Origin of the sequence: Aurantimicrobium minutum (assembly GCF_029892845.1) — a bacterium.
GTDB classification, from domain to species: Bacteria; Actinomycetota; Actinomycetes; order Actinomycetales; family Microbacteriaceae; genus Aurantimicrobium; species Aurantimicrobium minutum_B.
In genome coordinates this window covers 65,363-81,871 of record NZ_JARXVT010000001.1, presented here as the reverse complement: position 1 = coordinate 81,871, position 16,509 = coordinate 65,363, and the positions used below count along the sequence as shown (strand labels likewise).

Here is a 16,509-nt window from a genome sequence, read left to right as displayed (position 1 = left end):
GCAGAGCTGCGAAGTTACTTTTTTACTGGCAGCTGTCGCACTGGAGCAGATCCATAGGATCTACGGGTACTGCGTAGCCACCAACGGTGTCGTTTGATTCGAATTCCATTATTGCCTCCATAAAAAACTTGCGAATCTCTTGCGAGATTCTGCCGCACCCCTGCGGTGAGTTATCACTATATAACGCGAATGACACCTGTGTCATTCCACTACATGTAGTGTTTGTGAGTTTTTTTGTAACCAGCTGTGAGTATGCCCAGAGAACCGCATATTTCCGCCATTTCCGCCGGGAAAAAACTTTTAATCCGCTGGGGTTTCGGCGTGTCGAGCAAGACCGATAGTGTGGTCTGAGCCTGCTGAAGGGCCCCAGTCGCACGACAGTCGTCGTGGCGGGCATTCAGCGGATGAACACAGAGTGGATGTCAGCGACATGACAACGCCCAACGGCAATCACATGCACACCGTCGATCTCGAAACCATGAAGCTTCGTGAGCAAGTATTTGAATACGCTCGCCGCCGCATGAACTACGACCCACCACCCCTGGATGGTCCAAAGACCATCTCCGAACTTCGAGCAGAAGTTCCTGCCACCGTGACCGAAGACGGCATGGGTGGCATCGAAGCACTGAGCCTGTTCGAGAACGTGCTGGCTGAAGCCACCATCTCGAACGACCACCCCAATTACCTCTCCTTCATTCCGTGTGCACCGACTGAGGCAGCAACGCTATTTGACCTCATCGTCTCTGCCTCGACCATCTATGGCGGATCGTGGATGGAGGGTGCCGGTGCGGTGTATGCCGAGAACCAGGTCCTCGAATGGCTAGCGAAAGAAGCAGGCATGCCCGAAGGCGCCGGCGGCGTCTTTGTTCAGGGTGGAACCCTGGGTAACCTCTCTGCTTTGGTTGCAGCACGCCACACGGCAAAGGAAGCCCTCCTAGCCGCTGGGAAGTCTTTGCCAGCTCGCTGGCGCTTCGCCTGTAGTTCTGAAGCCCACTCGTCACTGAAGGCCGCTGCGAGGGTGATGGACGTGGACATCGTCCCCGTCCCCGTCACTGCAGAAGGTCGTTTGACTGGTGACGCACTCGAAGAGACACTTGCTGGCGACTGGGACGGCATCTTTGCCGTCGTTGCCACCGGTGGAACCACCAACTTCGGCATCGTGGATGAACTCGAAGAAGTGGGAACGGTCACCAAGGCGCACAACGTTTGGTTCCACGTGGACGGTGCCTACGGCATCGCCGCGATGCTGGCACCGACCACTAAGCACCTCTTTGCAGGTGTGGCACTGGCTGACTCGTTCATTGTGGATCCTCACAAGTGGCTCTTTGCTCCCTTCGATGCGTGTGCACTGGTCTATCGCGACCCTGAACTGGGTCGTGTCACTCACACTCAGCACGCCGAGTATCTGGATGCACTGGAGAACCCTGAAGAGTGGAACCCCAGCGACTACGCCTACAACCTGACTCGTCGTCCACGTGGTCTTCCACTCTGGTTCTCTCTCGCCACCTACGGTGTTGCTGCCTACCGCGAAGCAATTGAGCAGAACATCCAGCTTGCCTACAAGATTGCTGACGAGATTCGTCGACGTCCGGATCTCGAACTGGTGCGTGACCCCCAACTCTCTGTTGTGGTCTTCATCAAGAAGGGCTGGAAGCTCGAGGACTACACCAAGTGGTCCAACAAGCTCCTGGCTGATGGCATCGGTTTTGTTGTTCCCAGCTCTCACAAGGGTGAGCCCAACACGCGCTTTGCCATTGTGAACCCTAGAACTAATTACGAATCTTTGGTCGAAATCCTCGACACGATGGTCTAACAAGGAATACGGTCAGTAGCGTGGCAAATTCTGCATTCCACATGCCAGCCGAATGGGCTGAGCATGAGCGCACCTGGATGGCGTGGCCGTCCTCCGGTTACACCCTCGGCGAGACCGAGGAACTAGCCAATGAAGCACGTCAGTGTTGGTCTGAAGTGGCCAACACCATCGTGCGTTTTGAGCCGGTCACCATCCTGGTTGACCCCAGTGCCGTGGACGAAGCCAAGAAGTGGCTCGACCCCGCAGTTGAGATTCTGGAAGCCGAACTCGATGATGCGTGGATGCGTGACATTGGTCCCACCTTCGTTCGTCATGACAAGGGCGCACTTGCCGGCGTGAACTGGATCTTCAACGGCTGGGGTGGACAGAAGTGGGCCAGCTGGGAAAATGACTCCCAAGCAGCAACAAAGATTCTGGACTCCATCGGAGTAACCCGCGTGGACTCCCCCTTGACCAATGAGGGTGGCGGCATCCATGTGAATGGATCCCGCACCGTCATGATCACGGAAACCGTGCAACTGGATCCAGGCCGCAACCCTGACTGGACCAAGGAACAGGTTGAAGCAGAGCTTCAGCGAACCCTCGGCATTGATCACGTGATCTGGATGCCTCGTGGCCTGACCCGCGACTACGACGAGTTCGGTACCCGCGGCCACATCGACATCGTGGCCTGCTTTGCCAATGAAGACACTGTGCTTTTCCACGATCAGAAGAACCAGGACCACCCTGACTACTGGATCAGCCAAGAAGTGCGCCGCGTGCTCAAGGGCGCCCGCGATGCCGACGGCAACAAGCTCAACGTCATCTCAGTCCCTGCTCCAGAAACTCTGCAGGACGACGAAGGTTGGGTCGACTACAGCTACATCAACCACTACGTCTGCAACGGCGCTGTGATTCTGTGTGCCTTTGATGACGCCCACGATGAGAAGGCTAAGAAGGTTCTTGCAAAGGCATATCCAGGACGAGAGATTGTCCTGGTGGACGCACGCCCTCTATTCGCCCGTGGCGGCGGTATTCACTGCATTACGCAGCAACAGCCCAAGGCGTAATTACTTCTCTTCTGCCTGGCCTCTGAGCACGTCTACCTGGTGCTCGGGCAGCTTGGCCATCTTGTCCATGGCCTGATATTCCTCGGACGAGGAATCAGGCCGACCCGTTTGTGAATATGAAGCGACGGGACGTCAATCTACATCAACACCAATGGCGTTTGTCCTTTGTCAAAACTAGACTTCCAACAAAGAGGAAGTGAGGTTCTAAATGCGATTAGACATTGATGGCCTTGGGGTGCAAACACATCTGACAATTTTGCAGAGCATAATTGGGCGGCTCTCCACTTTGGGTGGCGGGATAAAAATGCTAGCGGCAACTGTTGTGGGTATAGTTGCCGTGCTCGGAGACAGAGATTTGCGCAGCGCTTCTGCTCTTGGTGGCTTCGTGTTGGTTTTGTGGGGACTGGACGGATATTACTTAGCAAAAGAACGCTGGTTTCGTCGGGTGTATAGCCGATTTGTAAATGACTTACAGTCAAACAAAGTCCTCGCCCAAGATTTGTTTACGGTCGAAAAACCAGCTTTGAAGTCTGCCGAATTGGTGAAAGCGGCTTTTTCGCCTTCGATTTGGGTTTTCTATGTTGCCATCTTCATTCTTTCTTTTGTTACCGTCGTTACGCGGGACTGCCAATGACAAATATTCAAGGAAACGAATTCATCAATATGCGAAAAAGCGTTCAGCAGATTGCAGATGAAGGCCGAGACTCCCCGGGTCGTGTTCGCCGCAAGGTCTTTATTTCCTATCATGTGGCAGATGAAGAACAAGTCAGAACCTTTGTTTCGGAATACAAGGATTTTTTTCACTTTCGCTGCGTTGGAGTAACTGAAAAACACGACTTCGTGGACAGCAGCTCAGATGAATACATTAAGCGTCGCATCCGGGAGGATTACCTTCGCGATTCAACAGTGACAATCCTGATGGTGGGAAAGTGCACATGGAGTCGCCACTTTGTTGACTGGGAAATCTCTGCAACCTTGCGTAACGACTCGAGTAATAAACGGTCAGGTTTAGTCGGAATCGCCTTGCCAGAACTGAACGGTAAATGGAAATTGCCAGATCGTGCCCGCGCGAACTGGGAAAAAAATGATCCAGGCAAGTCTTACATGGTAGCAATCAACTACCCAAAGACAGTTAAAGTTCTTTTTGATGCTGTCGAAGCTGCCTATGATAAGCGGGATTCGGGCACTGTTCCAGTCGACAACTCTTTGCCATTGCCGAAATTCAATAAGCCCTGCAACGGATAATTCTGTCCTATTTTTTGAGAAGTTGGACCTCCTGCAACCATCTCCTTCCTGAAAGACAATTAGGGTTTGGAGCGCCTATAAACGCAAAGCATCTGGGTACATGAAAAGTTTCGATAAGGATTCTTAAACTCCTCTTGCGTTCTGCAAGAGGATAAGAGTTATCACAAAACTCATTTTTTCCATGTTCTGTTGACACGCTGTTCACTTCGTGTAAAAATTTCAAAAATGCTTTCAGCATAAAAAAACATTTCGGGGGAAATAATGAACAAGTTCATCAAAGTAACTGGGGCAATTGCACTTTCGATGGGGCTCACGTTTGGAGCTGGGCAGGCTGCACAGGCAATAACTGCCTACCCTGCCGGTGGAACCTGGCAATACGGAATCAACCAGCCATCAAGTACCTATTACGTTTACTCAAACTACCACCACCCTTCTGCTCTTCACCGCTCCACCGCGTGCAATATAAGTTCGTGTTCAAGGTCTGCTGACCGTGGTGCTGGAATTTGGTCCTACGCAAGCATCGTGGCTTCTGGCGCTTTCTTCGGCACTAACAACACCGCCTACTACTACAAATATTAAATAGGGTAAAAAGCGACGTTTACGAGTCCGACAAAAATGCCTAAATCCAAGCCGAAGGCGGGCTTAACCGAAATTGGGGTTAAGTATCTCTTCTTATTCGGCTCAATGTCGTTGTTTCTATTCCTTACGGCATGCTCGAGTTCTGTCGATGTTTCTAGACAGTCTGTAACCAACTTGGAATCTGGCATACCTAGTTTCTCTGGTCCGTGGGCGGAGGAATTCCGTACTCGATATTCTTTAGCGCCGACACCTGAGATTCAATCATTTCTAGCCGACGAACAAATTAGTGAAATAGAAATGCAGGCGGTTACTGAAAAATTCAGAAATTGCATGCAAGGAAATCAACTTACATTCACTAGTTTTGATGTTGGCGGAGGGTTCGATTTCGGTTTCCCAGAAACTATGGGCGCAAGCACAGCAAACGAAATTGCTGATAGGTGCTCTTCAACTTCTGGTGTGAATGCCATAATTCATCTTTATTATCAGTTGCGATCAAATCCAACTAATAAAGATCGAAGTGAAGAAATAGTGTCTTGCATTATTCGAGCAGGGATCGTTCCTTCGAATTTCAGTGTGAAAGATTACCGCACGTATCCCATTACAGAGCTGGCACTCGTAGATGAAGCCACTGCTGTAACCGCAGTTCAATTTTGCGAAGCAGATCCGAGCGGAACATTCGTTGGCTAAGAAACCGCAAGTCAATTACACAATTTACGCAATGGCCGGAATAACAGTTGCGATCCTTGGCGCCGTTATTGGCGCTCTGCTGTTTCCTGTCAATGCGCCCCTGTCACTACGAACGCCTACTCCTGAGCAAACTTACACATCCGAAATAGTAACTTTTGATGACCCACAAACTGTCCAGGTGTCTCTGAAAATCGGGGCAGATGTCCCATTGAGTTCATTACTCGGGGGGAGGCTCACTCGAAGTGACTGCATAGAAGGTGCAGCAATTTCCTCTGGAAGTTCACCCCTGTCGATTGATGGACAAGCCTTACTTGCTCTCGATACTTCTATGCCACTGTGGCGCAATCTTGTATTCGGCGACACTGGTCCAGATGTCATTGCTCTAAGACAGAGCCTTATCGCTTTAGGAATAGAGATTCCTAGTGAAGGCTCAGTCGATTCCAAGCTCATTGCATCGGTTTCAGCTTTACTCTCAGGATTTGAATCATCACGAACGCGTTTGACTGAAATTCCTTTTGAACGAATTGTATGGATTCCAGAACAAAATGTTTTGTTGAACAAATGTTTGCTTCATGTTGGAGAAATCATTGAGCCCGGATCAAATTTTGCTTCGATTCAAGGACAACTCTTGGCGGTCCACATAGTGGATTACCCGATCACTCCACTTTTGGGACTTCGATTTCTTGAAGTAATGGGCGTGCAGGTTGAATTAGATGAAAACAGTTCCTCTGTTAACGATGCCGCTCTTGAAGCAATCAGGAATTCACCGGAATACAAATCTGCCATCAGCGCGACAGATAAATTTGAAGCTGTCAGACCTGGCATCATCCGCTTGATTACTCCTCAGAAATTAACTGCGGTATCACCGGTCACTCTTTTTGGTATCGAGGAAAAAACAGCGTGCGTGAAATCAAATGCCTCAATTTATAAGGTCACCATCGTTGGATCGAAATTTGGGCAAACTTTCATCAATCCAGTTTCGGACAAAGAAGCTATTCCTAGAGTGCTCACTGTGCCCACCGGACAAGAATCATGCAAGTAATTGAGGGTGCGGTCAAATTGTCTGGATTGGGCCACCGGTTCACTGCAACGTCACATTGGCTCTATAGAAACATTGATCTATCAATAGCTTCGGGAGAAAGCTGTGCGATAACAGGTCCAAGCGGTAGTGGAAAAAGCACACTCCTGACAACGATTGCTGGCTGGGTTACTCCGACCGAGGGCCATATCGAAAAAAGTATTAGTGGCAACACACAATGGGTTTTTCAAAACCCCTTCGGGGTCCCCAAGCGATCGGCGATCGATCAGGTTGGCTTTCCCCTGATCGCACGAGGCGAGAGCCCTGAAGCTGCTGATTTAGTGTCCATTGAGCTCTGTGAGCTAGTGGGATTATCCGAGCTACGTGATGGTCGACCTTTCCATGCTTTATCCGGGGGTGAGGCTCAAAGACTCATGTTGGCTCGGGCGTTAGCTACAAATCCAGCAATGTTGCTCGTCGACGAACCCACTGCTCAGTTGGATCGCGCAAGTGCCAGATCAGTCAACAGCGCAATTTCCGCAATCAGTAAAACCGGAACAGTCGTCATTGTTGCTTCACATGATCCTGAAACTATTGCGGCGTGTAACCAGTTTCTTGATTTGGGCAAAAGGTCTCATCCAAAATGAAAAGACCCCTGCTTTCTATCGGGATAAGTCGTGAAATTAAAAGAAATCTTCTCTCTGGAACTTCCAAAACCGGCTTAATCTTCTCCTTGTTTACCTGCTTATTATCCGTCCTCGTAGTCCACGAAGTGCTAGTAATCGACAGCGTTCAAGTAGGAGCAGTTAATTATCAAGAATCTGGCGCAAATATCCGCTACGTCTCTGCTGAAGGAAGAATAGACGGAGCTGGCTGTGAATCTCTTTCACGTAATCTCGGTATCTCAAGCGCGGCAATACGAAAAATTGATTCGGGTCTTCGACCTACCGTCATGAGTTCAATTCCGATTGAAGAATATGTCGCAAGTACGGGAATTTTGGCGATACTCGATACCGCCCAATTCAAACCTCAAAACACAGCAAATGCTGGTGTATTGATGGGGAAGCCCGCATACGAATATCTCTTAGGTAACGGCAACAAGCTTTCGACAAGTCAGGGTGAGCTTAATATTTCAGGCGTGTATGAATATCCAGATGATGGAAGAAGAGGTGGATTCGGGTATGCAATCATTTCGCCCGAACTCGTCGACACGAAGCCCTACGACGAATGTTGGCTCATCTCTTGGCCAGAATCAATTGAGGCAAATTCACTTCTCAATACTGTTGTTATCCCAGACAGTGGGGCAGAAGATGTCATTCCACAAATTTCTCAACTAAACACCACATTAGGAAACTCGTTTGATGGGGAGAAATTATTCACTTCCCGAACGAGCAAATTCAACTACTTATTGGCACTCACAACAGGACTTGCTTTAGGTGCCAGTTCTATATGGCTCCGGCGACTTGAGTTTTCTTCCATGTTGCATTCAGGAATGCGAAACTCTCAATTAGTAGTGATGCAGATACTGGAACAATCTATTTGGGCAATTCCCGGAGCAATTGTGTCAGTCTCCATAGGATTTCTCATTTCGGGTAAATATTCCGATAACCTACACACAATTAATTTGGTAACAGCTCAAATTGTTGTTTTCGCTTTGATTGGCGTCTTTTCCGGAGTGATAATTACCGCACTGAATATGAAAGAACGGTATCTCCTTAACTTCCTTAAGAAGCGAGAGTGATACTTCTCACATAGCGGCAAAAGGGAGCTCTGCTTAATAAAAGATGTTCGCCCGCGGCGGCGGCATTCACTGCATTACGCAGCAGCAGCCCAAGGTTTAGTACTCCGCATTTTCGACCCACAGCTTGAAAGTGTCAGTAGGGGCTGTAATACTTGAAATACATAGATTCGCTCCCCGAACTGCCTCCGTATGGTGTGCGTGCCGTTATCGGCTAGGGGGCGAATCGCTTTTAACGCGGAACACCAAAAACCCGAATATCAGATCGTGGGTCTCGTATTCGTGCGTTGAGGGCTCCCAGGTATTGGCCCGAATCGACCCGGTTTGAATCGTGTGAACATCGGATTGATCCAGCAACCATGTCAGCAAGTTGGATTAAGTGATCTCGATGTGAGTCGACAAAACTTACCTTGCGAATTATCCCGGCATCCTTAGCTTGTGACTCTCTGCGGAAGTACGCAATTGCTGCCTTTCGGTATTCCCTGCCACCGGAGCCATCAATTCTGATTGATGCATTCTGTATTGTCCCGCCAGAGTTACTCAACACGGACTGGATTGCAAAGTTGTAAAAGGATTTATGTTCTGTTTTCAAAAAGTCAGGATATATATCTTTTTTTGGCAACACGATGGCCCTGATAAAGAAGTTCTGTTTCGCAAGTCGAACCAGAAATTGCATTCTTATGTCTGCCCGAGTCTTTGAAAATTTAAACTCGTGAGAGGTATGCCAACCCAACTCACTGCGAATTTTTCGAATTTTGTCCGCCGCAAGCTCGGCAGAATCTGCGTCTGGAAATACACAGCAAGCGATAACTAATGAATCTGAAGAGCCTTCTCCAAGCCGAAACCCGGCATCGCCTGAATCATCAATAAACACATACACAGACGAATACTACGAAGAGCCACTGACGCTTCCAGAGGGTAACCAAAGAGATGAGCCAGCACTTAGTAGTTCTTCTCGGGCACGATAAACGTGCCACCCTCCAGTTCTTCTGTGATGACGATCTGACAGCTCAAGCGTGAGCTCGCTTGCCGGGGCGTGACAGTGCCATCGAGCATCTCGTCTTCGAAGTCCTGCATGGGAGTGCACCGCGAAGCGGTGCTGTCGTCGACAAGCACGTGACACGTCACGCACGCTATAGCCCCACCACACAGCCCGAACATTCCTGGCACAACGTTGCGAACGCCGGCGTCCATGACGGAATCACCGAGTTTGCCCTCAACTGAGTAAGTTTCTCCGTCGGGAGAAATGAAGTTGAGTTGAGGCATCAGGACTAGATGGTTGTGGCGTCAATCACAAAACGGAACTGCACATCACCGGCAACAACTCGGTCATAGGCCTCGTTGATGTAATCAGCCTTGATAACTTCTACGTCAGCAACGATGTTGTGCTTGCCACAGAAGTCCAGCATTTCCTGAGTCTCCACGGTGCCACCAATTTGCGAGCCAGCGATGGAGCGGCGACGCATCATGAGCTTAGGAAGTGAGAAGGGCTGGGTCATGTCGTTGACCGCACCCACGATGACATAGGTGCCATCCAGGGTGAGCAGGTCCAGATATGGGTTCATGTCGTGGTCGCCGGGAAGTGTCGAAATGATGAGGTCGAACTTCTGACGAGCACCCTTCATAGCTTCTGCGTCTGAAGTGACAAGTACCTCATCCGCACCGAGTGAGGTGCCAAGGGCTACCTTCTCTGGACTTGAGGTCAGAGCAACAGTGTGTGCACCGAGGGCGTGAGAGAACTTCACCGCCATGTGTCCCAGACCACCGATACCGACAACACCGACGGTCTTGCCTGGGCCTGCACCCCAGTGCTTCAAGGGCGAATACACAGTGATTCCAGCACACAACAGTGGAGCAACACCGGCAAGGTCAAGGCCTTCGGGGATCCGATAGACAAAGTTCTCGGTGGTCACGATTTCTTGGGCGTATCCACCCTGAGTGACTTGACCAGGAAGCTGTGGTTCTGCTTCACCATAGGTCAGGCGTGGACCAACGGGACCGGTGCAGTAGTTCTCGTCATTGTTGGCACAGTTGTCGCATTCACCACAGCTGTCCACGATGACGCCGACGCCGACGATGTCGCCGACCTTGTATTTGGTGACGGCAGAGCCAACCTCAAGAACGGTTCCCACAATCTCATGTCCAGGAACGAGAGGGTAGGGGCGGTCGCCCCATTCACCGCGAACAGTGTGAATGTCTGAGTGGCAAATCCCGGAGTGAGTAATCGCAATACGGACGTCGGTGTCCTCGGGTGTGCGACGAATAATGTCCATGGGTGCCATCTTGGCGCCTTCAGCGACAGCTCCAATTGCGCGAACGGTAGTAGTCATAGCCAAACCTTTCGATGTGTGCAGATTGTCCTGCAGAACTAGGGGCGAGTTAAGCCCACTTGGCTACGGTAGCCCATAACCTTCGATCTCATGCCAACTCCGCAGACACCAACGAGCTCGCCGCGCTTGTAGTAGCCATAGACGCAATCTCCGCCTGCTTCACCTTCCAGCAGCTGGATGTCGTCGGCCTGATCAATCAGGCCATACGCCAACAAGCTGACATCGAACTGGTCACTCCAGAACGAAGGAATGGGCGCAAAAGGCTTGGCTAGTTCTTCAGCGAATGCATCTGCATCGCCGGAAAGCTGGAGTGCAACTTCCTTACCCACCTTGCGGGCCATTTCGGTAGGAATGTTCCAGTGCTCGACGCGGCGCGAATAGTCGCAGAACTGAGGAATGGGGAAACGTGCCACGTCACCAACGACATAGACGTTCTCCCAGGGAGTCCCGTCCTTCTTAAGAACGCGCAGGTTGGCATCTGCTCCCACACCGCCGTCGAGATCGACGTCGTTGTCGTGGAGCAGTTCAAGATTCGGCTCAGAACCAATAGCCTCAATCAGCACCTGGGTATAGAGCTCAACGCCTGAGTCAAGAAGAACACTCTCCACTCGGTCACCACCAGTGACCTTGGTGATCGTCGAACCCATGAAGAAGTTGACACCCTGAGCCTCTTGTCGTGCCTGGATGTCACGCGCAAGCTCCAGGCCCAGTGGCCGGAGCAAGGGGACTGGCCCCTTGCCAATGACGGTGACATGCGCACCCAGTTTCTTGGCGGTTGCCGCAACTTCACAACCAATGAAACCAGCGCCGTAGACGACAACGCGGGTTCCTTCAGAAATCTCCGAGCGCAAAGCTATCGCGTCATCGAGAGATCGAATGACGTGAGCCCCCTGCTTTGGCATTCCCGGAAGATCAACGCGACGAGGACGAAGCCCCGTTGCAATAATCAGTGCTTCGTAGTGGTGTTCAACACCGAGATCATCAGTGACAATCTGGTTCTCCAGATCAACACGGTCTACTTTACGGCCCAGAATCCATTCCACATCGGCAACAGCGTCACCGAGGGGGAATGCAACAGCTTCGTGATTCACGTCGGCTGCGAGCACTTCTTTGGAGAGCGGTGGGCGGTTATAGGGAGGGTGTTCCTCCTCACCAATGGCCACAATGGGCCCGGCATAACCGCTTCGTCGCAGCGACTCTGCTGTGCGAAGACCGCCCATTGAAGCGCCAATAATTACTACTGGGCGCGTCATAGGTTTTCCTTAGTCAACAATAAAGATGGCTTGCATGGGGCAGACATCGATTGCTGCCTGGACGTTGTCGCGCTCGCTGTCCTCAGCGGTTGCGTGATATTCCAGCTTGTCATCGTCATTGAGTCTGAAAACGTTGGGTGCCTCAAAGACACACTGGCCATAGTGCTGGCACTTTTCCATGTCAACATTGATCTTGATCATTATTCTTTTTCCTCCACAGTGGATGGGTATAGATCTTTGGATGGGGTGCGAATTCCGCGGAATTCCCAGTCACCACCCATGGCGGTCGAGACAACCTCTTCACTCTCGGTGGGCTGTGCGCCCACGTCGGTGCGAATGGGGGTTGGTCCGACAACGATGTGGTTGGTCAGACGACCAAGGCCCTCGACCTCAACCTCGACGATGTCGCCGGGCTGAACGGGACGAGAGAATGCAGGAGTTCCAGAGAACAACATGTCTCCAGGAACCAACGTGATGGTGCGGGCAATATCTGCAACCAGATAGTGCATGTCCCATTCCATGTTGTCGGTGTTGTCTTCTTGCTTGACTTCACCGTTGACATAGGTGCGGATCATCTTGTTGCGGAAGTCCCAGTCGGTGACCATTCCTGGACCCACGGGGGCCAAGGTGTCCGAACCCTTCACGCGGAGCATGGAGCCGGCGTCAGTGTCGCGGAAGTCGTGCAGGCCATAGTCATTACCCACGGTGTAACCGGCGATGTAGTCGCCGGCTTCCTCGGGGGAAATGTTGCGGCAGGTCTTGCCAATGATGATGACAATCTCACCCTCATAGTTCAACCACTTGCAACCCTCGGGGCGCACAACAGCACCCTTGTGGCTGTTGATCGCCGTGATGGGCTTGTGAAAGTAGGTGGGAGCGTCAGGGAGCTTGGTCATGAACTCCTTGGTGCGGCTGTCGTAGTTCAGGTGAACAGCGATGATCTTGGTGGGCTCCGAAGGGGGCAGGTGCTGCGCATCTTCGATAGCCACGCGACGACCGTCAGCGGCAACAAGGAACTCTCCGTCGCGCACGGTTTGCACCGCAACGCCATCAAGCAGGATTCGACGATATTCAGTCACGAGAGAGAACCATGTCCTTTGGAAGTGGGAAGCCGCCTTCTGGCTTCGGGAAGTAAATGTGAACCTGGCCAGTGCCGACCGAGTTCTCGTAGTCAGAGTACATCTCGCCCTTGGAGGTGTTGGCCTCCTCGCCGAGAGCGCCAGCCATGGTGAGGTAGTGGCTGAAGTTGGCCTCTGGCTTGAACTTCATGAACTCTGGCATGGTGTCGAGCACGCGAGCGTGGTCGCCTGCCTTGAACCATTCAATGCGCTCTTCATCAGCCGCACGAGCTTCAGGAGAGAAGATGTGGCTGGGGTCGCTGGCCTCGTGCTTACGCAGGTCGCGCAGCTTGTAGAAGGTGTGTGAAAGAGCACCGGAAGCAAGCAGCAGAACCTTGCGGTCCGAGTCACGAATGGCTTCACCGAGGGCACGACCTGCACGCAGGAAGTCTTCAGTGGTTGCGGTCTGGCACACAGACATGGATACCCAGCGCTTGTCCAAGCCCTTACCCAAGTAGTCCCACAGGTTCACTGTTGCGTAGAAGATGGGGAGGTAGGGGTCGGAAATAGGTGTGATCCAGGTTCCGTTCTTCTCGTCATAGTTCGCGAGTGAGTTTGCAAACTCAGGGTCACCCTTGAATGAGTAAGGAATCTGAGACATGCCACGAGGAAGTTCTTCCGCGGTGTACTTGCCTTCACGGTGGTCCTGAGCAGAAACAACAAACTCCACGGTGGTAGCCCAGTGGGAGTCGAGCACAACAACGGTGTCGTAGTCGAGTGTCTCCATGACGTCCTTACGGAGCTTCTGCAAACCGGGGACGAGAGAGATTTCTTTACCGTCATTGAGCTCGTAACGAGTCTCTTTGGGGAGCATGATCGTGGGTACGTGCGCAAGGATTGCTGCGCCTACTACTTCGCCCATGGTTTATTCCTTCCATCCATTTGGTGAAACTACGGTGTTCTTGACATCTGCATAAAAGTCGAAGGACCAGGTGCCGCCATCACGGCCAATACCTGACTTCTTCGATCCTCCGAAGGGGGCGCGAAGGTCACGCACAAAGAAGCAGTTGACCCAGATGGTGCCAGCAACCAGCTGCGAGGTGACCTTGTTGGCACGTTCCTTGTTGCCAGAGACAACCACAGCCGCCAGACCAAACTCGGTGCCGTTGGCACGTTCGACAACTTCTTCGTCCGACTTGAAAGTCATCATGCACAGAACGGGCCCGAAAATTTCACTCGAGACAATCTCGGAGCCTTCGGTGGGGTTCTTCACCAGGGTGGGACGGAAAAAGAGGCCACCTAAGTCTGAGTTGGGCTCACCGCCCCAGACAATCTCTTGACCTTCAGCCTTGGCGCGGTCCACGAATCCCTTGACGCGGTCGAAGTGCACCTGGTGAATCTGGGGACCGATGTCGGTGGTCTCATCGCGAGGGTCACCCTGCTTGAGAGCAGCAGCCTTCTCGGCGAACTTGGCAGCAAACGCATCTGCGATGTTTTCGTGCACAAAGATACGAGTTCCGGAGAGGCAGACCTGGCCGGCGTTGTCGTATTGCTCCACAGCAATTTCGGCAGCGAGATCGAGGTCTGCATCCTCGAGCACAATCATGGGGCTCTTGCCACCGAGCTCGAAAGAGCAGGGGGTGAGGTTGTCTGCCGCTGCGCGGGCAATCACCTTGGCGGTGGGCACCGAACCGGTGAAGGAGATGCGGTTGATGTCGGTGTGAGCGACAAGGGCAGAACCGATTTCCTTGCCATAACCCTGCACCACATTGAAGACGCCGTCAGGAATACCCGCCTGCTTGGTCAGGTCTGCAAAGAAGGAGGCACTGAGCGGAGTCCACTCAGCGGGCTTCAGAATGACGGTGTCACCAGCGGCGAGCGCGGGACCAATCTTCCACGTGGCCAGCATGAGAGGTGCGTTCCAGGGGGTGATCAGAACAGCAACACCAGAGGGGTCCCAGCTGACGTTGTTGGTGTGGCCACGAGTTTCGAACGCGTCGTGGTGAAGTTCGTTGATGGCCCAGTCTGCAAAGAAGCGGATGTTCATCGCCACGCGAGGCATCACGCCGCGACGGTGTGATCGCAGCAGTGAACCGTTGTCCATGGTCTCGAGCTGAGACAGGGTTTCGTTGTTCTCTTCGATCAGGTCTGCAAGCTTGTGGAGCAGAACACCACGGCCCTTGGGTCCTAGCGCTGCCCAGGCAGGAAAAGCTGCGCGAGCAGCGGCTACCGCTGCGTCTGCTTCTGCCTGTCCACCGCGGGAAATCTCGCCGAGGAAGGTGCCGTCAATAGGTGAGGTGTTGGTGAATGTCTCTGCAGAGGAGACGCGTGTGCCGCCAATGTAGTGGCGGGTGTCAATCTCGGCACCGGCGACGCTAATTGTGCTCATGGGGCAGGTCCTCACATCTTTGTGTAGAAGTAATCATTCGTATACTAACGATTATTACTAGGATATAAAAGTCACACAAGATAAATATCTCTATTTATTTGGAAGGCACTTTATGTCTCGCCCTCGCATCGCCATTCTGGCCCGATTCGCTGAGAACACTTCTGCCACGCGCTATGCAGCAGTTATCACTGCTCGCCGCCTTGCTGAAGGCGTCTGGGCAGCCGGTGGCGAACCTCTCACCTTCCTGCCCGTAGCAGGCAGCAATTGGGCTGAGCGACTCGAAGGGATCGACGGGGTTCTGATGCCCGGCGGTGCTGACGTTAACCCCCAAAGCTATGGCCAGGACGTGGAATCCGACCACGTCTACGACGTGGACGATCTCGCCGATGAGGTCGACATCTCCCTCGTGAACTATGCCCTCGGCACGGGAATGCCTGTGCTCACCATCTGCCGAGGAACACAGATCACCAACGTGGCCAGGGGTGGAACACTCGTTCAACACATGGACGAACCCCACCAGCACTATGTGGCGCCCGTCACCATTGAGAAGTATCACTCCGAGATGGGTCTGAGCTCAGCGACTGTTGAGGCTTCCTGCTATCACCACCAGGTCATTGACGCTCTGGGCGAGGGACTTGAGGTCATTGCTCGATCAGCTCAGGGCGATGTGGAAGCCATCAAGATTGATGCTGCCGGTTGGGCCTTTGGCGTGCAGTGGCACCCAGAGGACAATTACGACACCAATAAGCCTCAGGCAGAGCTCTTTGAGGGCTTCGTGAGCGAAGCAGCGAAATTCAGCGCGAAGCGCTAGCTACTTGGCTTGATCCTGCGTGTAGTTGGTGAGCAAGCGCAGCATGTCTGCGAAGTTGGCACGATCCGCCGCAGGGATGAGTGACGAGATTTCGATTTCCTGACGGTTGAAGGCTGGGAACAGGGTCTCCATAAGTTTGTGACCCTTTTCGGTGAGGTTCACCAAGACCAGACGACCATCCGCATCACTGCGTGATCGCTCAGCAAGACCCATTTTCTCGAGGGTCTTGAGAACACCGGTCAACGTGGCCTTGGAAATACCACTCTCTTCGGCAATGTCACGGGTCTCAGCAGGTTCCCAAATCCAGGTGACCCACATCACAACAAAGGCAGTCCAGCTCAAACCGCTCTCAGCGAGCACGTTGCGCTCGAAGTGGTTACGCACGGCACTGGCAGCTCGGAAGAGGTTCGAGGTCACAGCCATTGCTTCGAAATCGAGCGTCATGTGGCTGAGTCGACTCGTGATCTGAGACTCAGTCTCAGCCAGGGTGTGACTGCCTGCCATGATTTCTCTTTTCTTCGAACGTTCCACAAGTTTAT

At 52.3% G+C, this 16,509-nt stretch carries 19 protein-coding genes; 10 read left to right on the top strand and 9 right to left on the bottom strand.

The genetic code is table 11. The annotated features are described in order from the left end of the window. Positions 1-430: 430 nt before the first annotated feature. The 9 genes from M2118_RS00260 (at position 431) to M2118_RS00220 (ending at position 8,132) form a co-directional block, all read left to right on the top strand. The gene (locus M2118_RS00260; protein WP_280793969.1) at positions 431-1,813 is read left to right on the top strand and encodes a pyridoxal phosphate-dependent decarboxylase family protein; all 1,383 of its coding nucleotides are present in this window, start codon (positions 431-433) and stop codon (positions 1,811-1,813) included. Positions 1,814-1,854: 41 nt separating this feature from the next. Further along, positions 1,855-2,862: an agmatine deiminase family protein gene (locus M2118_RS00255; protein WP_280794375.1), complete on the top strand. Its 1,008-nt coding sequence runs from the start codon at positions 1,855-1,857 to the stop codon at positions 2,860-2,862. A gap of 208 nt (positions 2,863-3,070) precedes the next feature. Continuing rightward, complete coding sequence (locus tag M2118_RS00250; RefSeq protein ID WP_110234507.1) at positions 3,071-3,496, top strand: hypothetical protein; 426 nt, start codon at positions 3,071-3,073, stop codon at positions 3,494-3,496. After that, complete coding sequence (locus tag M2118_RS00245) at positions 3,493-4,107, top strand: TIR domain-containing protein (RefSeq protein ID WP_110234509.1); 615 nt, start codon at positions 3,493-3,495, stop codon at positions 4,105-4,107. Before M2118_RS00250 ends, M2118_RS00245 begins: the two co-directional genes overlap by 4 nt. A 261-nt stretch (positions 4,108-4,368) precedes the next feature. Beyond that, a complete protein-coding gene (locus M2118_RS00240) occupies positions 4,369-4,686 on the top strand; it encodes a lactococcin 972 family bacteriocin (protein WP_110234511.1) in 318 nt (105 codons plus the stop codon). A 36-nt stretch (positions 4,687-4,722) separates the two neighbouring features. After that, positions 4,723-5,373, top strand: a complete 651-nt coding sequence (locus M2118_RS00235; RefSeq protein ID WP_280793968.1) for a hypothetical protein — start codon at positions 4,723-4,725, stop codon at positions 5,371-5,373. A gap of 31 nt (positions 5,374-5,404) precedes the next feature. Then, entirely contained in the window at positions 5,405-6,415 is a 1,011-nt protein-coding gene (locus M2118_RS00230; protein ID WP_280793967.1) for a hypothetical protein, read from the top strand. Further along, positions 6,406-7,038, top strand: a complete 633-nt coding sequence (locus M2118_RS00225; RefSeq protein WP_280793966.1) for an ATP-binding cassette domain-containing protein — start codon at positions 6,406-6,408, stop codon at positions 7,036-7,038. The genes M2118_RS00230 and M2118_RS00225 overlap by 10 nt, the downstream gene beginning before the upstream one ends. Beyond that, positions 7,035-8,132, top strand: coding sequence for a hypothetical protein (locus tag M2118_RS00220; protein WP_162532704.1), 1,098 nt, complete (start codon positions 7,035-7,037; stop codon positions 8,130-8,132). Before M2118_RS00225 ends, M2118_RS00220 begins: the two co-directional genes overlap by 4 nt. Before the next feature lie 229 nt (positions 8,133-8,361). Here the strand turns inward: M2118_RS00220 and M2118_RS00215 are convergent, their stop codons facing one another. The 8 genes from M2118_RS00215 to M2118_RS00180 form a co-directional block, all read right to left on the bottom strand. Next, entirely contained in the window at positions 8,362-9,009 is a 648-nt protein-coding gene (locus tag M2118_RS00215) for a DUF3800 domain-containing protein (protein ID WP_280793965.1), read from the bottom strand. 62 nt (positions 9,010-9,071) lie between these two features. Beyond that, a complete protein-coding gene (locus M2118_RS00210; protein WP_280793964.1) occupies positions 9,072-9,395 on the bottom strand; it encodes a 2Fe-2S iron-sulfur cluster-binding protein in 324 nt (107 codons plus the stop codon). Between the two features lie 5 nt (positions 9,396-9,400). After that, positions 9,401-10,459: an NAD(P)-dependent alcohol dehydrogenase gene (locus tag M2118_RS00205; protein WP_280793963.1), complete on the bottom strand. Its 1,059-nt coding sequence runs from the start codon at positions 10,457-10,459 to the stop codon at positions 9,401-9,403. A gap of 38 nt (positions 10,460-10,497) precedes the next feature. After that, entirely contained in the window at positions 10,498-11,712 is a 1,215-nt protein-coding gene (locus M2118_RS00200; RefSeq protein ID WP_280793962.1) for an NAD(P)/FAD-dependent oxidoreductase, read from the bottom strand. Between the two features lie 9 nt (positions 11,713-11,721). Beyond that, positions 11,722-11,913, bottom strand: coding sequence for a ferredoxin (locus M2118_RS00195; protein WP_280793961.1), 192 nt, complete (start codon positions 11,911-11,913; stop codon positions 11,722-11,724). Then, entirely contained in the window at positions 11,913-12,791 is an 879-nt protein-coding gene (locus M2118_RS00190; protein WP_280793960.1) for a fumarylacetoacetate hydrolase family protein, read from the bottom strand. The genes M2118_RS00195 and M2118_RS00190 overlap by 1 nt, the downstream gene beginning before the upstream one ends. Further along, on the bottom strand, positions 12,784-13,692 hold the full coding sequence (locus M2118_RS00185) for a catechol 1,2-dioxygenase (protein ID WP_280793959.1): 909 nt from the start codon (positions 13,690-13,692) through the stop codon (positions 12,784-12,786). The genes M2118_RS00190 and M2118_RS00185 overlap by 8 nt, the downstream gene beginning before the upstream one ends. 3 nt (positions 13,693-13,695) lie before the next feature. Continuing rightward, positions 13,696-15,159, bottom strand: a complete 1,464-nt coding sequence (locus M2118_RS00180; protein WP_280793958.1) for an aldehyde dehydrogenase — start codon at positions 15,157-15,159, stop codon at positions 13,696-13,698. 112 nt (positions 15,160-15,271) lie between these two features. On the opposite strand from M2118_RS00180, the gene M2118_RS00175 reads away from it, so the two are divergent. Then, entirely contained in the window at positions 15,272-15,970 is a 699-nt protein-coding gene (locus M2118_RS00175) for a gamma-glutamyl-gamma-aminobutyrate hydrolase family protein (protein WP_280793957.1), read from the top strand. On the opposite strand, the gene M2118_RS00170 is transcribed toward M2118_RS00175, so the two are convergent. Next, positions 15,971-16,474 carry a MarR family winged helix-turn-helix transcriptional regulator gene (locus tag M2118_RS00170; RefSeq protein WP_280793956.1) on the bottom strand — a complete coding sequence of 168 codons (504 nt, stop codon included), beginning with the start codon at positions 16,472-16,474 and terminating at the stop codon, positions 15,971-15,973. Positions 16,475-16,509: the final 35 nt, after the last annotated feature.

Excerpts from the sequence above, each read along its gene's own strand:
- M2118_RS00260 (WP_280793969.1), top strand. The coding sequence starts at position 431 with ATGACAACGCCCAACGGCAATCACATGCACACCGTCGATCTCGAAACC.
- M2118_RS00255 (WP_280794375.1), top strand. The coding sequence starts at position 1,855 with ATGCCAGCCGAATGGGCTGAGCATGAGCGCACCTGGATGGCGTGGCCG.
- M2118_RS00250 (WP_110234507.1), top strand. The coding sequence starts at position 3,071 with ATGCGATTAGACATTGATGGCCTTGGGGTGCAAACACATCTGACAATT.
- M2118_RS00245 (WP_110234509.1), top strand. The coding sequence starts at position 3,493 with ATGACAAATATTCAAGGAAACGAATTCATCAATATGCGAAAAAGCGTT.
- M2118_RS00240 (WP_110234511.1), top strand. The coding sequence starts at position 4,369 with ATGAACAAGTTCATCAAAGTAACTGGGGCAATTGCACTTTCGATGGGG.
- M2118_RS00235 (WP_280793968.1), top strand. The coding sequence starts at position 4,723 with ATGCCTAAATCCAAGCCGAAGGCGGGCTTAACCGAAATTGGGGTTAAG.
- M2118_RS00230 (WP_280793967.1), top strand. The coding sequence starts at position 5,405 with ATGGCCGGAATAACAGTTGCGATCCTTGGCGCCGTTATTGGCGCTCTG.
- M2118_RS00225 (WP_280793966.1), top strand. The coding sequence starts at position 6,406 with ATGCAAGTAATTGAGGGTGCGGTCAAATTGTCTGGATTGGGCCACCGG.
- M2118_RS00220 (WP_162532704.1), top strand. The coding sequence starts at position 7,035 with ATGAAAAGACCCCTGCTTTCTATCGGGATAAGTCGTGAAATTAAAAGA.
- M2118_RS00210 (WP_280793964.1), bottom strand. The coding sequence starts at position 9,395 with ATGCCTCAACTCAACTTCATTTCTCCCGACGGAGAAACTTACTCAGTT.
- M2118_RS00205 (WP_280793963.1), bottom strand. The coding sequence starts at position 10,459 with ATGACTACTACCGTTCGCGCAATTGGAGCTGTCGCTGAAGGCGCCAAG.
- M2118_RS00200 (WP_280793962.1), bottom strand. The coding sequence starts at position 11,712 with ATGACGCGCCCAGTAGTAATTATTGGCGCTTCAATGGGCGGTCTTCGC.
- M2118_RS00195 (WP_280793961.1), bottom strand. The coding sequence starts at position 11,913 with ATGATCAAGATCAATGTTGACATGGAAAAGTGCCAGCACTATGGCCAG.
- M2118_RS00185 (WP_280793959.1), bottom strand. The coding sequence starts at position 13,692 with ATGGGCGAAGTAGTAGGCGCAGCAATCCTTGCGCACGTACCCACGATC.
- M2118_RS00180 (WP_280793958.1), bottom strand. The coding sequence starts at position 15,159 with ATGAGCACAATTAGCGTCGCCGGTGCCGAGATTGACACCCGCCACTAC.
- M2118_RS00175 (WP_280793957.1), top strand. The coding sequence starts at position 15,272 with ATGTCTCGCCCTCGCATCGCCATTCTGGCCCGATTCGCTGAGAACACT.
- M2118_RS00170 (WP_280793956.1), bottom strand. The coding sequence starts at position 16,474 with ATGGCAGGCAGTCACACCCTGGCTGAGACTGAGTCTCAGATCACGAGT.